Raw genomic sequence first — 18517 nt, 5'->3', positions numbered from 1 at the left:
CTATGTCGAGAAGAAATAAGTTAGTACTAGCTTTGATGATCTTAATAGGTGCACTTATTTTTGGAATTTCGTTAAAAAATGAGAATTTAGGTAGTGTGTGGCATGACTTAATCCATCTGAATATGTGGTGGATAGCAGTTGCTCTTGGTTGCATGTTTTTATATTTTGGACTTGAAGGTATTATCACCAAAATGTTAGTTGAGAGTAATGGGAACAAATTATCATGGCGGGATTCTTTCAGGATACCTTTAATTGAGCAACTTTTTAATGGAATTACTCCCTTTTCTTCTGGGGGACAACCAGCCCAGCTTGTTGCTTTGATGCAAAGTGGTATTGAAGGTGGACGAGCAAGTTCAGTGCTTTTAATGAAGTTTGTAGTGTTTCAATCTATGGTAGTTATTAATTTTATTATTAGCCTGATTGTCGGTTTTGGTTACTTAGAAGAAAAGATACGGTTTCTTTCATGGTTTGTTTTATTTGGATTCTTGATTCATCTGACGGTTATTGTTGGATTATTAATGGTCATGTATTGGCATGATTTTACAAAACGGTTGATCGATATTGCATTTGTTCCACTTAGGTGGTTTGTGAAAAGTGAGAAATATACTGAATGGCGAAGCACGTTAAATGAAAAAGTGGATACTTTCTATGAGGAAAGCTTGCGAATGAAGGCGCAATGGAAATTAATTTTAGAGATTTCGATAATAACTTTCTTTCAATTGCTATTCTATTATTTAGTTCCATACTTTATCTTACTTGCTCTCGGAAAAACGGGAGTTAATATTGTAATGATAACTTGTTTGCATGTTTTAATCTTTATGGTTATTTCGCTTTTTCCAATTCCTGGAGGGGCTGGAGGAGCAGAATATGGATTTAGTGTTCTGTTTTCGCAGTTTGTCGGGAATAGTGGAAAACTAGTTCTTGCAATGTTGATTTGGAGACTTTTAACCTATTATTTAGGGATGTTCGCCGGCATGGTAGCCATGGTTGTACGTCCGAATAAGCTCAACAGAAAGGCAGATTAAAAAAATCTGCCTTTTTTATTTAAAAAAGGGTTGACCGTTTCTAAATCAGCTGGTAATATATTTAATTGTTCGGTAAACGAGTTGAGATAACTTCTTAAAAAAAGTTGTTGACATTCTAAATCGACGATGATATAGTTAAATAGTTGTCTTGAAGCGCTAACAACGCTGACATGACAACATAGTAGACCTTTGAAAACTGAACAAAATTTTGACAATCAAATGGTGTAGGGATTGAGTAACGAAAGTTATTCGATAAAACATTATGCGAACGAAGTCAATTCGCAAAACAAACAATTAATGAGCTTATATAGACTCATCATATAATATGAGAGTTTGATCTTGGCTCAGGATGAACGCTGGCGGCGTGCCTAATACATGCAAGTCGAACGCATTTCCGTTAAAAGAATCAGAAGTGCTTGCACGGAAGATGATTTTAACAATGAAATGAGTGGCGAACGGGTGAGTAACACGTGGGTAACCTGCCCAGAAGAGGGGGATAACACTTGGAAACAGGTGCTAATACCGCATAATAAAGAAAACCGCATGGTTTTCCTTTAAAAGATGGTTTCGGCTATCACTTCTGGATGGACCCGCGGCGTATTAGCTAGTTGGTAAGGTAAAGGCTTACCAAGGCAGTGATACGTAGCCGACCTGAGAGGGTAATCGGCCACATTGGGACTGAGACACGGCCCAGACTCCTACGGGAGGCAGCAGTAGGGAATCTTCCACAATGGACGAAAGTCTGATGGAGCAACGCCGCGTGAGTGAAGAAGGGTTTCGGCTCGTAAAACTCTGTTGTTAAAGAAGAACGTGGGTGAGAGTAACTGTTCACCCAGTGACGGTATTTAACCAGAAAGCCACGGCTAACTACGTGCCAGCAGCCGCGGTAATACGTAGGTGGCAAGCGTTATCCGGATTTATTGGGCGTAAAGCGAGCGCAGGCGGTCTTTTAAGTCTAATGTGAAAGCCTTCGGCTCAACCGAAGAAGTGCATTGGAAACTGGGAGACTTGAGTGCAGAAGAGGACAGTGGAACTCCATGTGTAGCGGTGAAATGCGTAGATATATGGAAGAACACCAGTGGCGAAGGCGGCTGTCTGGTCTGTAACTGACGCTGAGGCTCGAAAGCATGGGTAGCGAACAGGATTAGATACCCTGGTAGTCCATGCCGTAAACGATGAATACTAAGTGTTGGAGGGTTTCCGCCCTTCAGTGCTGCAGCTAACGCATTAAGTATTCCGCCTGGGGAGTACGACCGCAAGGTTGAAACTCAAAAGAATTGACGGGGGCCCGCACAAGCGGTGGAGCATGTGGTTTAATTCGAAGCTACGCGAAGAACCTTACCAGGTCTTGACATCTTCTGACATTCTAAGAGATTAGAAGTTCCCTTCGGGGACAGAATGACAGGTGGTGCATGGTTGTCGTCAGCTCGTGTCGTGAGATGTTGGGTTAAGTCCCGCAACGAGCGCAACCCTTATTACTAGTTGCCAGCATTAAGTTGGGCACTCTAGTGAGACTGCCGGTGACAAACCGGAGGAAGGTGGGGACGACGTCAAATCATCATGCCCCTTATGACCTGGGCTACACACGTGCTACAATGGATGGTACAACGAGTCGCGAAACCGCGAGGTTTAGCTAATCTCTTAAAGCCATTCTCAGTTCGGACTGTAGGCTGCAACTCGCCTACACGAAGTCGGAATCGCTAGTAATCGCGGATCAGCATGCCGCGGTGAATACGTTCCCGGGCCTTGTACACACCGCCCGTCACACCATGAGAGTTTGTAACACCCAAAGCCGGTGGGGTAACCTTTTAGGAGCTAGCCGTCTAAGGTGGGACAGATGATTAGGGTGAAGTCGTAACAAGGTAGCCGTAGGAGAACCTGCGGCTGGATCACCTCCTTTCTAAGGAATAATACGGAAACTACACCATGTCAAAGCTTTGTTTAGTTTTGAGAGGTCTACTCTCAGAACATGCGTATCGGGCCTATAGCTCAGCTGGTTAGAGCGCACGCCTGATAAGCGTGAGGTCGATGGTTCGAGTCCATTTAGGCCCATGATGGGGAATTAGCTCAGCTGGGAGAGCGCCTGCCTTGCACGCAGGAGGTCAGCGGTTCGATCCCGCTATTCTCCATTGGACAACGTTAGTTGTTCTGATAATTTGTTCTTTGAAAACTGAATAATATCTAAATTTTCTAATATTAATTATGTAAATAATTAAACCGAGAAAACCACCGCGTAATTTAAAGAGTTATATTAACAAGATTAGTTCAATTAATCGCTAGAATTAAACTCATAAACCACTTTCCCGTCGGCAAAGTATAGGTTAAGTTAGGAAGGGCGCATGGTGAATCCCTTGGCACTAGGAGCCGATGAAGGACGGGACTAACACCGATATGCCTCGGGGAGCTGTACGTAAGCTTTGATCCGGGGATTTCCGAATGGGGCAACCCAGCAAGCTTTACCGCTTGTTATCCACATCTGAATACATAGGATGTGTGAAGGTAGACGTGGGGAACTGAAACATCTCAGTACCCGCAGGAAGAGAAAGAAAAATCGATTCCCTGAGTAGCGGCGAGCGAAACGGGAAAAGCCCAAACCAGAAAGCTTGCTTTCTGGGGTTGTAGGACTGAACATTTGAGTTACCAAAGAGTTTGATAGTTGAGGAGTCTGGGAAGGCTCGCCAAAGAGGGTGATAGCCCCGTAAACTAAATCAAGCTCCCTCAGTTCAGGATCCTGAGTACGGCGGAGCACGTGAAATTCCGTCGGAATCCGGGAGGACCATCTCCCAAGGCTAAATACTCCCTAGTGACCGATAGTGAACCAGTACCGTGAGGGAAAGGTGAAAAGCACCCCGGAAGGGGAGTGAAACAGTTCTTGAAACCATGTGCCTACAATAAGTCAGAGCCCGTTAATGGGTGATGGCGTGCCTTTTGTAGAATGAACCGGCGAGTTACGTTCGTATGCCAGGTTAAGTTGAAGAGACGGAGCCACAGCGAAAGCGAGTCTGAAGAGGGCGAATAAGTATGCGGATGTAGACCCGAAACCAAGTGACCTACCCATGTCCAGGTTGAAGGTGCGGTAAAACGCACTGGAGGACCGAACTCGTGTACGTTGAAAAGTGCTGAGATGAGGTGTGGGTAGCGGTGAAATTCCAAACGAACTTGGAGATAGCTGGTTCTCTCCGAAATAGCTTTAGGGCTAGCCTCGGAATTAGGATCATGGAGGTAGAGCCACTGTTTGGACTAGGGGCCCGTCACGGGTTACCGAATTCAGATAAACTCCGAATGCCATTGATTTATGTCCGGGAGTCAGACGGTGAGAGATAAGTTCCATCGTCGAAAGGGGAACAGCCCAGACCGCCAGTTAAGGTCCCTAAATATATGTTAAGTGGAAAAGGATGTGGAGTTGCATAGACAACTAGGATGTTGGCTCAGAAGCAGCCACCATTTAAAGAGTGCGTAATAGCTCACTAGTCGAGTGATTCTGCGCCGAAAATGTACCGGGGCTTAAACATATTACCGAGACTGCGGATGTCACCAATAGGTGACGTGATAGGAGAGCGTTCTAAGGGCAATGAAGGCAGACCGTGAGGACTGTTGGAGCGCTTAGAAGTGAGAATGCCGGTATGAGTAGCGAAAGATAGGTGAGAATCCTATCCACCGAATGACTAAGGTTTCCTGGGGAAGGCTCGTCCACCCAGGGTTAGTCGGGACCTAAGTCGAGGCCGAGAGGCGTAGACGATGGATAACAGGTTGATATTCCTGTACTAGTTAAACTTGTTTGAACAATGGAGGGACGCAGTAGGCTATGGAAAGCATCCAGTTGGAAACGGATGTCCAAGCAGCAAGTCTGAAGAAGAGTCAAATGCTTTTTTTCTTAAGGACAAGCTGTGATGGGGAGCGAAATTATAGTAGCGAAGTTCCAGACGTCACACTGCCGAGAAAAGCTTCTAGTTAGAGTTTAATTACCCGTACCGCAAACCGACACAGGTAGTCGAGGAGAGTATCCTAAGGTGAGCGAGAGAACTCTCGTTAAGGAACTCGGCAAAATGACCCCGTAACTTCGGGAGAAGGGGTGCTGACCGCAAGGTCAGCCGCAGTGAAGAGGCCCAAACGACTGTTTATCAAAAACACAGGTTTCTGCAAAATCGTAAGATGACGTATAGGGGCTGACGCCTGCCCGGTGCTGGAAGGTTAAGGGAATGAGTTAGCGTAAGCGAAGCTTTGAACTGAAGCCCCAGTAAACGGCGGCCGTAACTATAACGGTCCTAAGGTAGCGAAATTCCTTGTCGGGTAAGTTCCGACCCGCACGAAAGGCGTAACGATTTGGGCACTGTCTCAACGAGAGACTCGGTGAAATTATAATACCCGTGAAGATGCGGGTTACCCGCGACAGGACGGAAAGACCCCATGGAGCTTTACTGTAACTTGATATTGAGTGTTTGTACAGCTTGTACAGGATAGGTAGGAGCCGTTGAAGTCGGAACGCTAGTTTCGATGGAGGCATTGGTGGGATACTACCCTCGTTGTATGAACCCTCTAACCCGCGCCACTAATCGTGGCGGGAGACAGTGTCTGGTAGGCAGTTTGACTGGGGCGGTCGCCTCCTAAAGAGTAACGGAGGCGCCCAAAGGTTCCCTCAGAATGGTTGGAAATCATTCGTAGAGTGTAAAGGCAGAAGGGAGCTTGACTGCGAGACAGACAGGTCGAGCAGGGACGAAAGTCGGGCTTAGTGATCCGGTGGTACCGTATGGAAGGGCCATCGCTCAACGGATAAAAGCTACCCTGGGGATAACAGGCTTATCTCCCCCAAGAGTTCACATCGACGGGGAGGTTTGGCACCTCGATGTCGGCTCATCGCATCCTGGGGCTGTAGTCGGTCCCAAGGGTTGGGCTGTTCGCCCATTAAAGCGGTACGCGAGCTGGGTTCAGAACGTCGTGAGACAGTTCGGTCCCTATCCGTCGCGGGCGTAGGAAATTTGAGAGGAGCTGTCCTTAGTACGAGAGGACCGGGATGGACATACCGCTGGTGTACCAGTTGTTCTGCCAAGAGCATCGCTGGGTAGCTACGTATGGATGAGATAAACGCTGAAAGCATCTAAGTGTGAAACTCGCCTCAAGATGAGATTTCCCATTGCCTTCGGGCAAGTAAGACCCCTGAAAGATGATCAGGTAGATAGGTTAGGAGTGGAAGTGCAGCGATGCATGAAGCGGACTAATACTAATCGGTCGAGGACTTAACCAAGTAAGTGGTGGTTTTCGAAGGAAAATTTAAGATATTATTCAGTTTTGAGAGAACAAAGATTTTCTCAAGCGATAACGTAAGTTAGCGTTGAGTGTGGTGACGATGGCAAGAAGGATACACCTGTACCCATGTCGAACACAGAAGTTAAGCTTCTTAGCGCCGAGAGTAGTTGGAGGATCGCCTCCTGCGAGGGTAGGACGTTGCCATGCTTTATATTTGGAGGATTAGCTCAGTTGGGAGAGCACCTGCCTTACAAGCAGGGGGTCACAGGTTCGAACCCTGTATCCTCCATTGAGCCGTTAGCTCAGTTGGTAGAGCATCTGACTTTTAATCAGAGGGTCGGCAGTTCGAGCCTGCCACGGCTCATAGCACTAAATGTGCTATGATATACATAATATTAATAGGCATTTAGTAATGCCGACTTAGCTCAGTTGGCAGAGCACCTGTCTTGTAAACAGGGGGTCGGAGGTTCGAATCCTCTAGTCGGCATTATGCGGAAGTAGTTCAGTGGTAGAACATCACCTTGCCATGGTGGGGGTCGCGGGTTCGAATCCCGTCTTCCGCTTAGTAGCTAAAAACTACTAAGTTTTATCAAAGCCCTTGCCGGGGTGGCGGAATTGGCAGACGCACAGGACTTAAAATCCTGCGGTCAGTGATGACCGTACCGGTTCGATCCCGGTCCTCGGCATATATGCACCCATAGCGCAATTGGATAGAGTGTCTGACTACGAATCAGAAGGTTGCAGGTTCGACTCCTGCTGGGTGCATTTAAAAACGGGAAGTAGCTCAGCTTGGTAGAGCACCTGGTTTGGGACCAGGGGGTCGCAGGTTCGAATCCTGTCTTCCCGATTAAATGTCGTAAGGCATTTAATCTTTAGTTAGATCGCGGTGTAGCTCAGCTGGCTAGAGCGTCCGGTTCATACCCGGGAGGTCGGGGGTTCGATCCCCTCCGCCGCGATAGGGTTGAATATACGAACTTGGACCTTTAGCTCAGTTGGTTAGAGCAGACGGCTCATAACCGTCCGGTCGTAGGTTCGAGTCCTACAAGGTCCATCTAGCTTCAATTGTTAGAGACCAGTGAAACGTATATTGATTATGGAGGATTACCCAAGTCCGGCTGAAGGGAACGGTCTTGAAAACCGTCAGGTGGGTCAAACCACGCGAGGGTTCGAATCCCTCATCCTCCTTTTTTATTATCGCGGGATGGAGCAGTCTGGTAGCTCGTCGGGCTCATAACCCGAAGGTCGTAGGTTCAAATCCTGCTCCCGCAATTTTTGTTTGGTCCTATGGTCTAGTTGGTTTAGGACGCCTGCCTGTCACGCAGGAGATCACGAGTTCGAGTCTCGTTAGGACCGTTTTATGGCTCGGTAGCTCAGTCGGTAGAGCAATGGATTGAAGCTCCATGTGTCGGCAGTTCGATTCTGTCCCGCGCCATTTCAATTGAATATTTTTTGTTTTGCGGGTGTAGTTTAGTGGTAAAACCACAGCCTTCCAAGCTGTTGTCGCGAGTTCGATTCTCGTCACCCGCTTTCCTTCCTTTGGGCCTATAGCTCAGCTGGTTAGAGCGCACGCCTGATAAGCGTGAGGTCGATGGTTCGAGTCCATTTAGGCCCATTTTGGAGAAGTACTCAAGTGGCTGAAGAGGCGCCCCTGCTAAGGGTGTAGGTCGTGTAAGCGGCGCGAGGGTTCGAATCCCTCCTTCTCCGTTGGTAGATGCTTTACATATGTGTATGACCCGTTGGTCAAGTGGTTAAGACACTGCCCTTTCACGGCAGTAACATGGGTTCGAATCCCGTACGGGTCATTTTATTATTATCGCGGGATGGAGCAGTCTGGTAGCTCGTCGGGCTCATAACCCGAAGGTCGTAGGTTCAAATCCTGCTCCCGCAATTTTGTTTGGTTCTATGGTCTAGTTGGTTTAGGACGCCTGCCTGTCACGCAGGAGATCACGAGTTCGAGTCTCGTTAGAACCGTCTTGTATAGAAGTAAAAGCATATCGTAAGGTATGCTTTTTTTGTTTTCAAAAACGGAGGAAATAGATTGAGTATATTGATACAAGGAATCATATTTGGTATTGCGTACATAGCTCCGATAGGCATGCAAAATATTTATGTTATTGATTCATCTTTAGAATATCCATTAAGACGTGCAATCAGCATTGCATTAATAGTTGCAGCATTTGATATGAGTTTGGCGCTAGCTTCATTTTATGGAATGGGAACTTTGTTGCAAAGATACTTATGGCTAAAACAAACTATTCTATTAGTCGGTAGTTTAATGGTATTTTACATTGGAGTTAGCCTGTTTAGAGAAAATAAAAAGACGGTTGAAGTTGATGATAAAAATAATAATAGTTTTAGTTACAGAAGTGTTATTTTAAGTGCTTTCACAATTGCTTGGCTTAATCCTCAGGCAATTATTGATGGTACGATGCTACTCGGGGCTTTTAGGGCTTCATTTCACGGTACAGATAATCCCAATTGGTTTATTGTTGGAGTGTGTATTTCTTCTATAAGCTGGTTTATTGTATTGACCAGTGTAATTAATTATCTGAGAGAGCAGTTTAATTCTAAATATCTGTTAATCTTGAATAAGGTGTGTGGAGTAATAATTATTCTTTATGGTGTGAAATTAGTTGCTGATTTTATTCATAGTATTTAAAAAGGACAAATGACAGTGCTTCGTCATTTGTCCTTTTTTTGATTTATACCGAGCGAACCGCCGGATATATTTCCATTAATTGAACATTAAGATAAAAATATTTAAGAGAGTTAGGACGGTAATAATCGTTAGTTTGTACCTGATATTGTCCAGTTGATTAATGAAGAACGAAGCAATACTTATAATCATTAATGGAATGACCGCCCAATTTTTTAAAACAATTAGAGCAGTGATAATTGTTAAAACGTTAAGAATAATATTGAAAATCCGATAGGTTGAACTTACCTCAAAGAAAATTGGAAAATTAACCGAGATTAAACTCAGAGATAAAATAATGCAAAGGCTGATAAGGTAGCCTGAAACAAACTTATTTTGAACGAAAAAGTAAGAGAATGGAAATATTGTTCCAAGCGAAATTGCATAAATCAGCAGACCAATTCCGTCAATTTTATAAAACGGCAAAAACGATGTAAAAAGTGGTATTAGCGTTAATGCGAGTAATCCGGCGATTGATTTTTGATTACTTAAATAAATTATAGCAATAATGGCCACAGGAATTATAAAGATTGGTAATAGCAATCTTGGTGGCGTGCGATTAGTAAATCGATCTAAGGTAATAAATATGATCATAGCAATTCCCAAGAAGAGCAGTAACTGGATTGGAAAGGACTCTCCAAAATGTGTTGTACTGAAATGGCTACTAAAAAGCCAAATACTTCCACTTAGTAGGAAAGATACAATTGCCGGTAAAATGGTTTTTTGATTAACAGTAGCATTGTTGTGTAAAAAATCGAGATTTTTCATAGAATTATATGACTCCTTTATACATAGAGTAATCGTAAACAAAAGACAACAAACAGTCAATAGATTCCCTTTAAAAAGCATTATTTCTGTGCTAAAATTTACTAGTTACAGTGTTCCCGATAGGACTGATTATCCCTAGATCCTTGTAACCGAAAAAAATTGAGGGGGAAACTCAAATGACAGAAAGACATTTATTTACTTCAGAATCAGTATCTGAAGGACATCCTGATAAAATTGCAGATCAAATTAGTGATTCAATTTTAGATGAATTATTAACGCATGATCCCAATGCCCGTGTGGCTTGTGAAACTACAGTCACCACCGGTTTAGTAGTTGTTGTTGGAGAAATCTCGACAACCGCTTATATCGATATTCAAAAAGTTGTGAGACGTACGATTAAAGAAATTGGTTATGTAGGCGGCGAATATGGTTTCGATGGGGAAAATTGTGCAGTAATGGTAGCAATTGACGAACAATCTCCTGATATCGCGCAAGGCGTTGATGATTCGCTTGAAACACGTGAAGGTAAAGAGGATCAACTGGACCGAATTGGTGCTGGCGACCAAGGATTAATGTTTGGATATGCTACGAATGAAACACCTGAGTTGATGCCTTTGCCAATTATGCTTAGCCATCATTTAATGCAAAAAATTGCTAAGTTACGAAAAGATAATGTAATCCCTTATCTCAGACCAGATGCAAAGGCTGAGGTTACCGTTGAGTATGACGAAAGGGAAAAACCTAAGCGTGTTGATACGGTTGTTGTTAGTACTCAACATGATCCAGACGTTGAACTTACTCAGATTAGAACTGATATGATAGAAAAGCTGATTAAAACAACAATACCAAGTGAACTGCTTGATGAAAAAACAAAATATTTTGTGAATCCAACTGGTCGTTTTGTAATTGGAGGACCACAGGGTGATGCTGGCTTAACAGGCCGTAAAATTATTGTTGATACCTATGGAGGGGCTGCTCGACACGGGGGTGGTGCTTTTTCTGGGAAAGATGCTACAAAAGTTGATCGTTCGGCTAGTTATGCAGCAAGGTATATTGCTAAAAATATAGTTGCTGCGGGGCTTGCTGAAAAAGTTGAGGTTCAGATTGCCTATGCTATTGGGGTTGCACAACCTGTATCCGTCATGGTAGATACTTTTGGGACCGGAAAAGTTTCAGAAGAAGATATTACTGAAGCTGTTCGTCAAATCTTTGATCTTCGTCCGGCTGGTATCATAGAAATGCTTGATTTGCGCCGCCCAATTTATAAAAAGACGGCTGCCTATGGTCATTTTGGCAGAACAGACATTGACCTGCCATGGGAGCATGTTGATAAAGTTCAAGAACTACAGGATTTCTTTAATTAATATTTGCAACAGTGGGACATGGTGGGCAATCAAATGATTGCTTAATTTATGTCCCATCTTTTAAATTATTATGCGATTTTGATGAGTCTGACCTGATTATCTCAGACTCATTTATTTTTGAACAAATTTGGGGGCTTTATGAAGAAAAAAGAAACAAACGTAGTTATTGTCACAATTGCAATTTTTATTGCGACATTTATGTCAGCGGTGGAGGGAACGATCGTTTCAACTGCTATGCCAACAATTGTTGGTGATTTACACGGTGTCAGTTTGATGAATTGGGTTATTTCAATTTTTCTATTAACAAATGCAATTTTTACTCCAATTTATGGAAAGTTAGCTGATATATTTGGAAGAAAACGAATTTTTAATGTTGGAATATTTATTTTTTTAGTGGGTTCAATTTTGAGTGGATTAGCTAATTCAATGACTACTTTAATCATTTGGCGAGCTTTGCAAGGTGTGGGTGCTGGATGCATTATGCCTGTATCGAATACTATCATCGCAGATATTTATCCAATCGAAAAAAGGGCACGTATTATGGGATTTAATGGCGCTGCCTGGGGAATTGCTTCAATTATTGCCCCATTATTAGGTGGATTTATTGTAGATAAATTAACATGGCATTGGGTGTTTTTTATAAATGTCCCAATTGGCATTATAACGATTCTACTCATTCAAATATTTTTGCGGGAAGAAGTAAAAGTAAATGATAAACCAATTGATTTTTTGGGAAGTGCTTGGTTAATGCTTGCTTTACTTGGGTTAATGTATGGATTCCAATTGATTGGAGAAGCACATTTTTCACCATTTATGCTATTGATCTCATTTGTACTTTTTATTTTAGGAGTGGTTTTATTCATTCGACAAGAAAAAAAGGCAGTGGACCCAATTATCTCGCTCAAACTTTTTCAAAATAGAACATTTGTTATTCAAAATGTAGCTACAATGTTAGTAGCGGGTTTTTTGATTGGTTTTGAAGTGTATCTTCCAACGTGGACACAGGGAATTTTAGGACTACCAGCCTCATTAGCTGGATTTGCTGTAACGCCAAGTTCCTTGTTGTGGATTTTTGGCTCATTTTTGGCGGGTAAAATGATGGTGAAGTTGTCACCTAATAAAGTTTTAAGTGTTAGTTTATCAATACTAGCGGTTGGTAGCCTCATATTAGCAGTTGTACCAATTGAAACACCGTTCTGGTTTTTCTTTGTAATCTCAGCGATTTTAGGAACGGGATTTGGGATTACTATTACTTCTACAACGGTTACCTCGCAGCATCTAGTTAGTTCTGATCAGATTGGAGTTGCTACTTCGTTTAATACTTTGGCGCGATCACTTGGTCAGACAATTATGATGTCTATTTTTGGAATTATTATGAATAGTAGTATGAATAGTGGAGTAGCACAGAATAGTCGTTACAATATGGGAATGATGAATAAATTAATTAATCCGCAAACTGCTAAAGAATTACCTAGTGACTTGTTGGGTGGATTACGTTTGATTCTTTACTCAGCTCTTCATAATATCTACTTGTCTGGATTTATATTAATCCTAATAGCTTTAGTGGTGAATATCTTTGACCGAAAAACGGCTGAAAATAGTTAGTTAATTCCAGCATAAAAAGCGGGACATAGGTCGGAAAATAACGAGTATTACTAGCAATATAAACGATAGATATTTTGTTATGCAACAGATCCTTAAAAAAAGATATGGTTAAAGAATTATTGGATAATCAATATTGTAAAACATACTCCACTATTTCTTTTCAATAATTAATAAAATGGGCGGTTGATTGATCTGATTAAGGAATTCATAGCGCAGGACACTAAATTCTTGTTGTTCTATTTGGCTTAGATAATGGGTTATATGGTCTAATTCATCCTTGCCGCCTGGGTGCCCGTAATAACAAACAACAGCAATTCTACCACCAACTTTGAGTAAACGAAGGCAGGAGTTGATAGCCGGAATAGTAGTCGAAAAATGTGTAATGATTGATTTATTATTTCCCGGAAGATATCCAAGGTTAAAAATTGCAGCCGAAATCGGATTAGACACATAGTTATCAATCTTAGAGTGAGAATCGTTAATGAGTGTTGTCTGGCTTATTAAATCTAATTGTGTAAGTCGATCTTTAGTATGGTTGATGGCATCTTGCTGTATATCAAACGCATAAACATGACCAGTAGCACCAACTGATTTAGCCAGAAATTGGGTGTCATGACCGTTTCCCATAGTGGCATCAATAACATTGTCACCTTTATTGATAATCTCTTGTAAAACGATATGACTATACTGCATTGAATTTTTTAGCATTTTCTAAAACTCCTTAATTAAAATATAACGTGAAATTTGTAAAATCATGAATCCTAGAAGCATTCCACCAATAATGTCAGATGGATAGTGGACATTAAGATATACCCGTGAAATTGGAAGTAGGATCAGTCCGAGACTCCAAATAAAGTTTAAAACGAATTTAATAGCCTTATTTTTAATGATTTGATTTGTGATGATGATTAGTCCACCAAATAAGGCGATTGCAACTACAGAATGACCGCTAGGAAAGCTATAACCTGTAGCTCTAACTAAATGAGGTAATGGGCGTGGCCTTTTAACCCACTCTTTAATTAAATGATTAATTAAAGAACTACCAAAAGTAGTAAAAAGTAAGAAAATTCCGTATTTGAAATGTTTGCTCACTGTGAGAATTAAAAGTATAGCGAAATTGATAATGATGAACGGTATTTGGTTACCAATTTGCGTAATTATCTTAAAAAAAGTTAGTTTTAGTGGACTAGGATCTAATTGAATTAAGTTTGTTATAAATTTATCAAAAGGGTAAAGCGTTGTCGGAACAAACTTTACGGTTAAGGTTAACAAAATAAAAAACACTAAACTTAGAATAAAAGGCGCAAATTGTGATGTTTTTGTTGTCCTCATGAACTCCTCCTATGTGGTATCCTTCTCTGGTATATTACCATATGTAGGTTTGCAAACTGAGATATAGTTTGATACTATTATATCAACATAAAGTCAACGAAGATAAGGAATATTAGACGCTTATATTTTACAGAGACCAGGTGGATAGTGTGAACTTGGAGATTGATGCGTTCGAACTCGCCTTTGAGTTTCCTGCTGAATTATAGTAAGGGGAACGTTTTTCCGCGTTAAGGAATCAAGAGTGTGGCTGTAAGCTACAAACCTAGGTGGTACCGCGGAACAGATTTCGTCCTAAGAGATTTTCTCTTGGGATTTTTTTGTTGGCAAATTTTAGGAGGAATGGATATGCCCTTTAATCATCATGAAATAGAACCAAAATGGCAAAAGTACTGGTCAGACCACGAAACATTTAAGACAAACGCAACAGAGGATAAACCCAAATATTATGCACTAGACATGTTTCCGTATCCATCAGGACAGGGATTACATGTGGGACACCCAGAAGGATATACAGCGACGGATATTATGTCGCGCATGAAACGCATGCAAGGATTTAAAGTTCTTCATCCAATGGGATGGGATGCTTTTGGTTTGCCAGCTGAGCAATATGCTATGAAAACGGGACATAATCCTAAAGATTTCACAAAAGATAACATTAAAAATTTTAAACGACAAATTCAATCACTAGGTTTTTCATATGACTGGTCCCGTGAAATTAATACTACAGATCCTAGTTATTACAAGTGGACCCAGTGGATTTTTGAACAAATGTACAAAAAAGGTTTAGCATACGAGAAAGAAACACTTGTTAACTGGGCACCTGATTTGATGGGGGGCACTGTTGTTGCAAACGAAGAAGTTATTAATGGGCGTACTGAACGTGGCGATTTTCCGGTTTTTCGAGTACCGATGAAACAATGGATTTTAAAAATTACTGCTTACGCTGATCGTTTACTTGATGACTTAGATCTAGTTGATTGGCCTGAAAGCATCAAGGAAATGCAACGTAACTGGATTGGTCGCTCGGTCGGAGCTAGCGTTAACTTTAAGGTTGAAGATACAGAAGAAAACATTGAAGTATTTACAACCCGTGCTGACACATTGTTTGGTGTGACTTATTTAGTGGTTTCGCCTGAACATGATATTGTTGAACGAATTACAACAGCCGAAAACAAGGCTAAAGTTACAGAATACCAAAAACAAGTTGCTACAAAATCCGATCTTGAACGAACAGATTTAAATAAGGATAAAACAGGGGTCTTTACCGGTGCCTACGCTATCAATCCGGTTAATGGAAAAAAAGTGCCAATTTGGATTGCTGATTATGTCCTTTCATCATACGGAACGGGTGCTGTTATGGCTGTTCCTGCTCATGACCCGCGAGACTTTGAATTTGCTAAAAAGTTCGGAATTGAAATTATTCCGGTTATTGAGGGGGGAAATATTGAAGATGGTGCCTACGAAGGTGATGGGACACATATTAATTCTGCCTTTTTAAATGGCTTGGATAAACAAGCTGCTCTTTCCTCAATGTTAACGTGGATTAAAGAAAATGGCGTGGGTGATAAAAAAGTTAATTATCGTCTTCGAGATTGGGTATTTTCTCGTCAGAGATATTGGGGTGAACCTATTCCAATTATTCATTGGGAAGATGGAGAAACTGGGCTGGTTCCTGAAAATGAATTGCCTCTGCGTTTACCAGCGACAGATGATTTGAAGCCTTCTGGTACCGGTGAAAGTCCACTTGCTAACTTAGACGACTGGCTTAATGTCGTCGATGAAAATGGGCGAAAAGGACGACGTGAAACTAATACAATGCCACAGTGGGCGGGAAGCTCATGGTACTACTTACGATACATTGATCCAAAAAACGATCAAGAAATTGCCGATAAGCAACTCCTCAAAGAATGGATGCCAGTTGATTTATACGTTGGTGGTGCTGAGCATGCCGTATTGCATCTTCTATATGCACGTTTTTGGCATAAGGTGCTTTATGACTTGGGAGTTGTTCCAACTAAAGAACCCTTCCAAAAATTGGTTAATCAAGGCATGATTCTTGGTAGTAATCATGAAAAAATGTCCAAATCAAAGGGAAATGTTGTTAATCCAGATGATATCGTCGATAAATATGGTGCAGATACGCTGCGTATATACGAAATGTTTATGGGACCTTTGACTGAATCAGTTTCTTGGAGTGAAGATGGACTAAATGGAAGCCGTAAATGGCTTGACCGTGTATGGCGGCTGTTTATTGATGATGACGGTAAATTACGAGACCGCATTACTAAAGTTAACGATGGAAAGTTAGATCTAATCTTTAATAAAACTGTTCAAAAAGTTTCTAATGACTTTGAAAATATGCGGTTTAATACTGGAATTTCCCAGCTAATGGTATTTATAAATGAAGCTTACAAAGTGGATTCTATTTATGTTAAATATGTAGAGGACTTTGTAAAAATCCTTTCGCCACTTGCTCCACATTTGGCAGAAGAATTATGGAGTCGTTTAGGATACAAGGAAACGATTAGTTATGAAAAATGGCCCACCGTTGATGAATCTAAATTAGTCGAGGATACTGTTGAGGTAATCTTACAAATAAACGGAAAAGTCCGAGGACGTCTTACTGTTGAAAAGGATTTAAAACAGGAACAATTACAGAAATTAGCAATGGACAGTGACTCTGTTCAACAATGGATTAACGGAAAAGAGATTCGGAAAGTAATCGTTGTTCCTAATCGGATTGTTAATATCGTTGTTGGATAATTTTGGAGACATTATTGAAAGTAGGGAAGCACCATGGCAGATCAGCCGAATAAAAATGATAGTAGTGACCTTGAATATATTGGGTCACAACCCCTTAGAGAAGGACAAAAAGTAACTTCTTCTAAATCTCAAATGCTTGAGGGATCAGTCTGGATGACAGCGGGCAGTATTTTTTCTAGGATACTTGGCGCAGTTTATATCATTCCTTGGGTAATTTGGTTTGGTGTGTACAGTAATCAGGCTAATGCTTTATACGCTAAAGGATATAATATTTATAGCTTGTTCTTAATTGCTGCAATTGCTGGAATCCCTTCTGCAATTGCTAAACAAGTTTCACATTATAACGCACTTAATGAATTTGCCTTAGGACAAAGGCTCTACAAAAGGGGTCTGTTATTGTCAGTCGGATCAGGAATTGTTTGTGCTTTAATATTATTTTATGGTGCACCTTTTCTATCTGCTGGATCTGAGAGTGTCGTTCCTGTATTGCATGCGTTGGCATGGGCAGTTTTAATCATTCCAACAATGAGTCTGACTAGGGGATTTTTCCAAGGTTACCAAGAAATGGGTCCCTCTGCTATTTCTCAGTTTGTTGAGCAATTGGCGCGAGTTGGTTATATGCTGGTGACTGCATATTTAATTATGGGAGTTCACCATGGTGATTGGGTATTTGCTGTTTCACAATCAACATTTGCTGCTTTTATTGGAGCGATAGGCGGTTTTCTGGTGTTAGGATGGTATTTTCTAAAATATCGTAAACGTTTGAAAACACTTGCTCAGGCTAGCTCCAATGAGCTGGTTGTATCCACAGGTGATTTATATCGGGAGATTATTGCACAAGCGATTCCATTTATTATCATTGGTTCCGCAATTACTATTTTTCAATTAATTGATCAGTATACTTTCTTTAAAATTATGCAAATGACAAGTAGCTATACCACTGATATTTTAAATACTATGTATGCCATTTTTGCTTTTAATGCAAATAAATTGGTCATGATTGTGATTTCATTAGCGTCTGCAATGGCTGTAACTTCGGTTCCTTTACTTTCAGAAGCAAAAACGCGAGGGGATTCACGAGCAATTAGTCAACAAGTAACTGAAGCCATTTCGTTATTTTCATTTTTAATGATTCCTGCAGCCCTTGGAATGGCCGCAATTGCACAACCTGCTTATACACTTTTTTATCATTTTAGTGGAGTGGGGACAGCTATTCTTGAGTTTAATTCATATGTTGCAATTGTTTTAGGGGTTTTCACGGTGATTTCTGCTATCATGCAAGGAATTGGTGAGAATAAATTAGCAGTTCGTTATTTTCTGTACGGGGTCATAATTAAATTTATTGCGCAAATTCCACTTGTAATGGCCTTTTCAGCTATTGGCTCATTAATGTCGACAGCAATTGGTTTTGCTTTTATTAATTGGTTGATTTTAAAGCATATTAACGATGAATATGGCATTGATTATCAAGTTATTAATGAACATTTGACTAAAATTATTTTATATTCACTAGGAATGTTTGTCATTGCATGGGGAGTGGCACATGGAATGTATCTATTTATGAATAATGAAAGCAAAGTTGCTGCGTTGATCGTTGCTTTGGTTGCTGCTTCGGCTGGTGGTCTCTTCTATCTTTATTGTTCACTTAAGAGCAGATTAGCCGATGAAATGCTGGGTAGTAGAGCAAGTCGTCTAAGAAATATGTTAAGAATAAAGTAGGT

9 protein-coding genes, 21 tRNA genes, 3 rRNA genes, 1 riboswitch and 1 other annotated feature are annotated in these 18517 nt (G+C 41.2%); of the genes, 30 read left to right on the top strand and 3 right to left on the bottom strand.

Features of this window, described 5'->3' with window-relative positions:
- The first annotated feature begins 2 nt into the window (after positions 1-2).
- The 26 genes from PECL_RS05840 to PECL_RS05715 all read left to right on the top strand — a co-directional run bounded on the left by PECL_RS05840 (position 3) and on the right by PECL_RS05715 (position 8928).
- A complete protein-coding gene (locus PECL_RS05840; RefSeq protein WP_014215649.1) occupies positions 3-1025 on the top strand; it encodes a lysylphosphatidylglycerol synthase transmembrane domain-containing protein in 1023 nt (340 codons plus the stop codon).
- 321 nt (positions 1026-1346) lie between these two features.
- A 16S ribosomal RNA gene (locus PECL_RS05835) occupies positions 1347-2925 on the top strand.
- A gap of 78 nt (positions 2926-3003) precedes the next feature.
- Positions 3004-3077 (top strand) — tRNA-Ile (locus PECL_RS05830).
- A 4-nt stretch (positions 3078-3081) separates the two neighbouring features.
- Positions 3082-3154, top strand: a tRNA-Ala gene (locus PECL_RS05825).
- Between the two features lie 190 nt (positions 3155-3344).
- A 23S ribosomal RNA gene (locus PECL_RS05820) occupies positions 3345-6267 on the top strand.
- Between the two features lie 92 nt (positions 6268-6359).
- Positions 6360-6476 (top strand): 5S ribosomal RNA (rrf, locus tag PECL_RS05815).
- Together the 16S, 23S and 5S rRNA genes with 21 tRNA genes alongside form the textbook arrangement of a ribosomal RNA operon.
- Before the next feature lie 9 nt (positions 6477-6485).
- Positions 6486-6558 (top strand) — tRNA-Val (locus tag PECL_RS05810).
- A 2-nt stretch (positions 6559-6560) separates the two neighbouring features.
- A tRNA-Lys gene (locus PECL_RS05805) sits at positions 6561-6633 on the top strand.
- Between the two features lie 50 nt (positions 6634-6683).
- Positions 6684-6756 (top strand) — tRNA-Thr (locus PECL_RS05800).
- A 4-nt stretch (positions 6757-6760) separates the two neighbouring features.
- Positions 6761-6832, top strand: a tRNA-Gly gene (locus tag PECL_RS05795).
- Positions 6833-6869: 37 nt separating this feature from the next.
- A tRNA-Leu gene (locus PECL_RS05790) sits at positions 6870-6955 on the top strand.
- Positions 6956-6960: 5 nt separating this feature from the next.
- Positions 6961-7034: transfer RNA gene (locus tag PECL_RS05785), tRNA-Arg, on the top strand.
- Between the two features lie 8 nt (positions 7035-7042).
- Positions 7043-7116: transfer RNA gene (locus PECL_RS05780), tRNA-Pro, on the top strand.
- 35 nt (positions 7117-7151) lie between these two features.
- Positions 7152-7225: transfer RNA gene (locus tag PECL_RS05775), tRNA-Met, on the top strand.
- Positions 7226-7246: 21 nt separating this feature from the next.
- Positions 7247-7320: transfer RNA gene (locus PECL_RS05770), tRNA-Ile, on the top strand.
- Positions 7321-7364: 44 nt separating this feature from the next.
- Positions 7365-7454: transfer RNA gene (locus PECL_RS05765), tRNA-Ser, on the top strand.
- 10 nt (positions 7455-7464) lie between these two features.
- Positions 7465-7538 (top strand) — tRNA-Met (locus PECL_RS05760).
- Positions 7539-7547: 9 nt separating this feature from the next.
- Positions 7548-7622 (top strand) — tRNA-Asp (locus PECL_RS05755).
- Between the two features lie 6 nt (positions 7623-7628).
- Positions 7629-7701, top strand: a tRNA-Phe gene (locus PECL_RS05750).
- 24 nt (positions 7702-7725) lie between these two features.
- Positions 7726-7796: transfer RNA gene (locus PECL_RS05745), tRNA-Gly, on the top strand.
- Positions 7797-7807: 11 nt separating this feature from the next.
- A tRNA-Ile gene (locus tag PECL_RS05740) sits at positions 7808-7881 on the top strand.
- Between the two features lie 4 nt (positions 7882-7885).
- Positions 7886-7973: transfer RNA gene (locus tag PECL_RS05735), tRNA-Ser, on the top strand.
- 26 nt (positions 7974-7999) lie between these two features.
- A tRNA-Glu gene (locus tag PECL_RS05730) sits at positions 8000-8071 on the top strand.
- A 12-nt stretch (positions 8072-8083) separates the two neighbouring features.
- Positions 8084-8157: transfer RNA gene (locus tag PECL_RS05725), tRNA-Met, on the top strand.
- An 8-nt stretch (positions 8158-8165) separates the two neighbouring features.
- Positions 8166-8240: transfer RNA gene (locus PECL_RS05720), tRNA-Asp, on the top strand.
- A 67-nt stretch (positions 8241-8307) separates the two neighbouring features.
- The gene (locus PECL_RS05715; RefSeq protein WP_014215648.1) at positions 8308-8928 is read left to right on the top strand and encodes a LysE/ArgO family amino acid transporter; all 621 of its coding nucleotides are present in this window, start codon (positions 8308-8310) and stop codon (positions 8926-8928) included.
- A gap of 75 nt (positions 8929-9003) precedes the next feature.
- Here the strand turns inward: PECL_RS05715 and PECL_RS05710 are convergent, their stop codons facing one another.
- Complete coding sequence (locus PECL_RS05710; RefSeq protein WP_014215647.1) at positions 9004-9732, bottom strand: hypothetical protein; 729 nt, start codon at positions 9730-9732, stop codon at positions 9004-9006.
- A 100-nt stretch (positions 9733-9832) separates the two neighbouring features.
- A riboswitch (SMK box riboswitch) is annotated at positions 9833-9911 on the top strand.
- Here PECL_RS05710 and metK point away from each other — a divergent pair.
- Positions 9909-11096 carry a methionine adenosyltransferase gene (gene metK / locus PECL_RS05705; RefSeq protein WP_014215646.1) on the top strand — a complete coding sequence of 396 codons (1188 nt, stop codon included), beginning with the start codon at positions 9909-9911 and terminating at the stop codon, positions 11094-11096. Its footprint overlaps the riboswitch before it by 3 nt.
- Positions 11097-11234: 138 nt before the next feature.
- On the top strand, positions 11235-12701 hold the full coding sequence (locus tag PECL_RS05700) for an MDR family MFS transporter (protein ID WP_014215645.1): 1467 nt from the start codon (positions 11235-11237) through the stop codon (positions 12699-12701).
- 150 nt (positions 12702-12851) lie between these two features.
- Here the strand turns inward: PECL_RS05700 and PECL_RS05695 are convergent, their stop codons facing one another.
- Together PECL_RS05695 and PECL_RS05690 are read right to left on the bottom strand one after the other, a co-directional pair.
- Positions 12852-13409 carry a class I SAM-dependent methyltransferase gene (locus PECL_RS05695; RefSeq protein WP_014215644.1) on the bottom strand — a complete coding sequence of 186 codons (558 nt, stop codon included), beginning with the start codon at positions 13407-13409 and terminating at the stop codon, positions 12852-12854.
- 3 nt (positions 13410-13412) lie between these two features.
- Positions 13413-14033 carry a phosphatase PAP2 family protein gene (locus tag PECL_RS05690; RefSeq protein WP_014215643.1) on the bottom strand — a complete coding sequence of 207 codons (621 nt, stop codon included), beginning with the start codon at positions 14031-14033 and terminating at the stop codon, positions 13413-13415.
- Between the two features lie 90 nt (positions 14034-14123).
- Positions 14124-14330, top strand: a binding site (T-box leader).
- 48 nt (positions 14331-14378) lie between these two features.
- Between PECL_RS05690 and leuS the strand changes: the two genes are divergently transcribed.
- Positions 14379-16796, top strand: a complete 2418-nt coding sequence (leuS, locus tag PECL_RS05685; protein WP_014215642.1) for a leucine--tRNA ligase — start codon at positions 14379-14381, stop codon at positions 16794-16796.
- Positions 16797-16829: 33 nt separating this feature from the next.
- Complete coding sequence (locus tag PECL_RS05680; protein ID WP_014215641.1) at positions 16830-18515, top strand: putative polysaccharide biosynthesis protein; 1686 nt, start codon at positions 16830-16832, stop codon at positions 18513-18515.
- Positions 18516-18517 lie beyond the last annotated feature (2 nt).

The organism is Pediococcus claussenii ATCC BAA-344 (assembly GCF_000237995.1).
In the GTDB taxonomy this organism is placed as follows: Bacteria; Bacillota; Bacilli; order Lactobacillales; family Lactobacillaceae; genus Pediococcus; species Pediococcus claussenii.
This window is presented reverse-complemented; position numbering and strand designations above follow the sequence as displayed.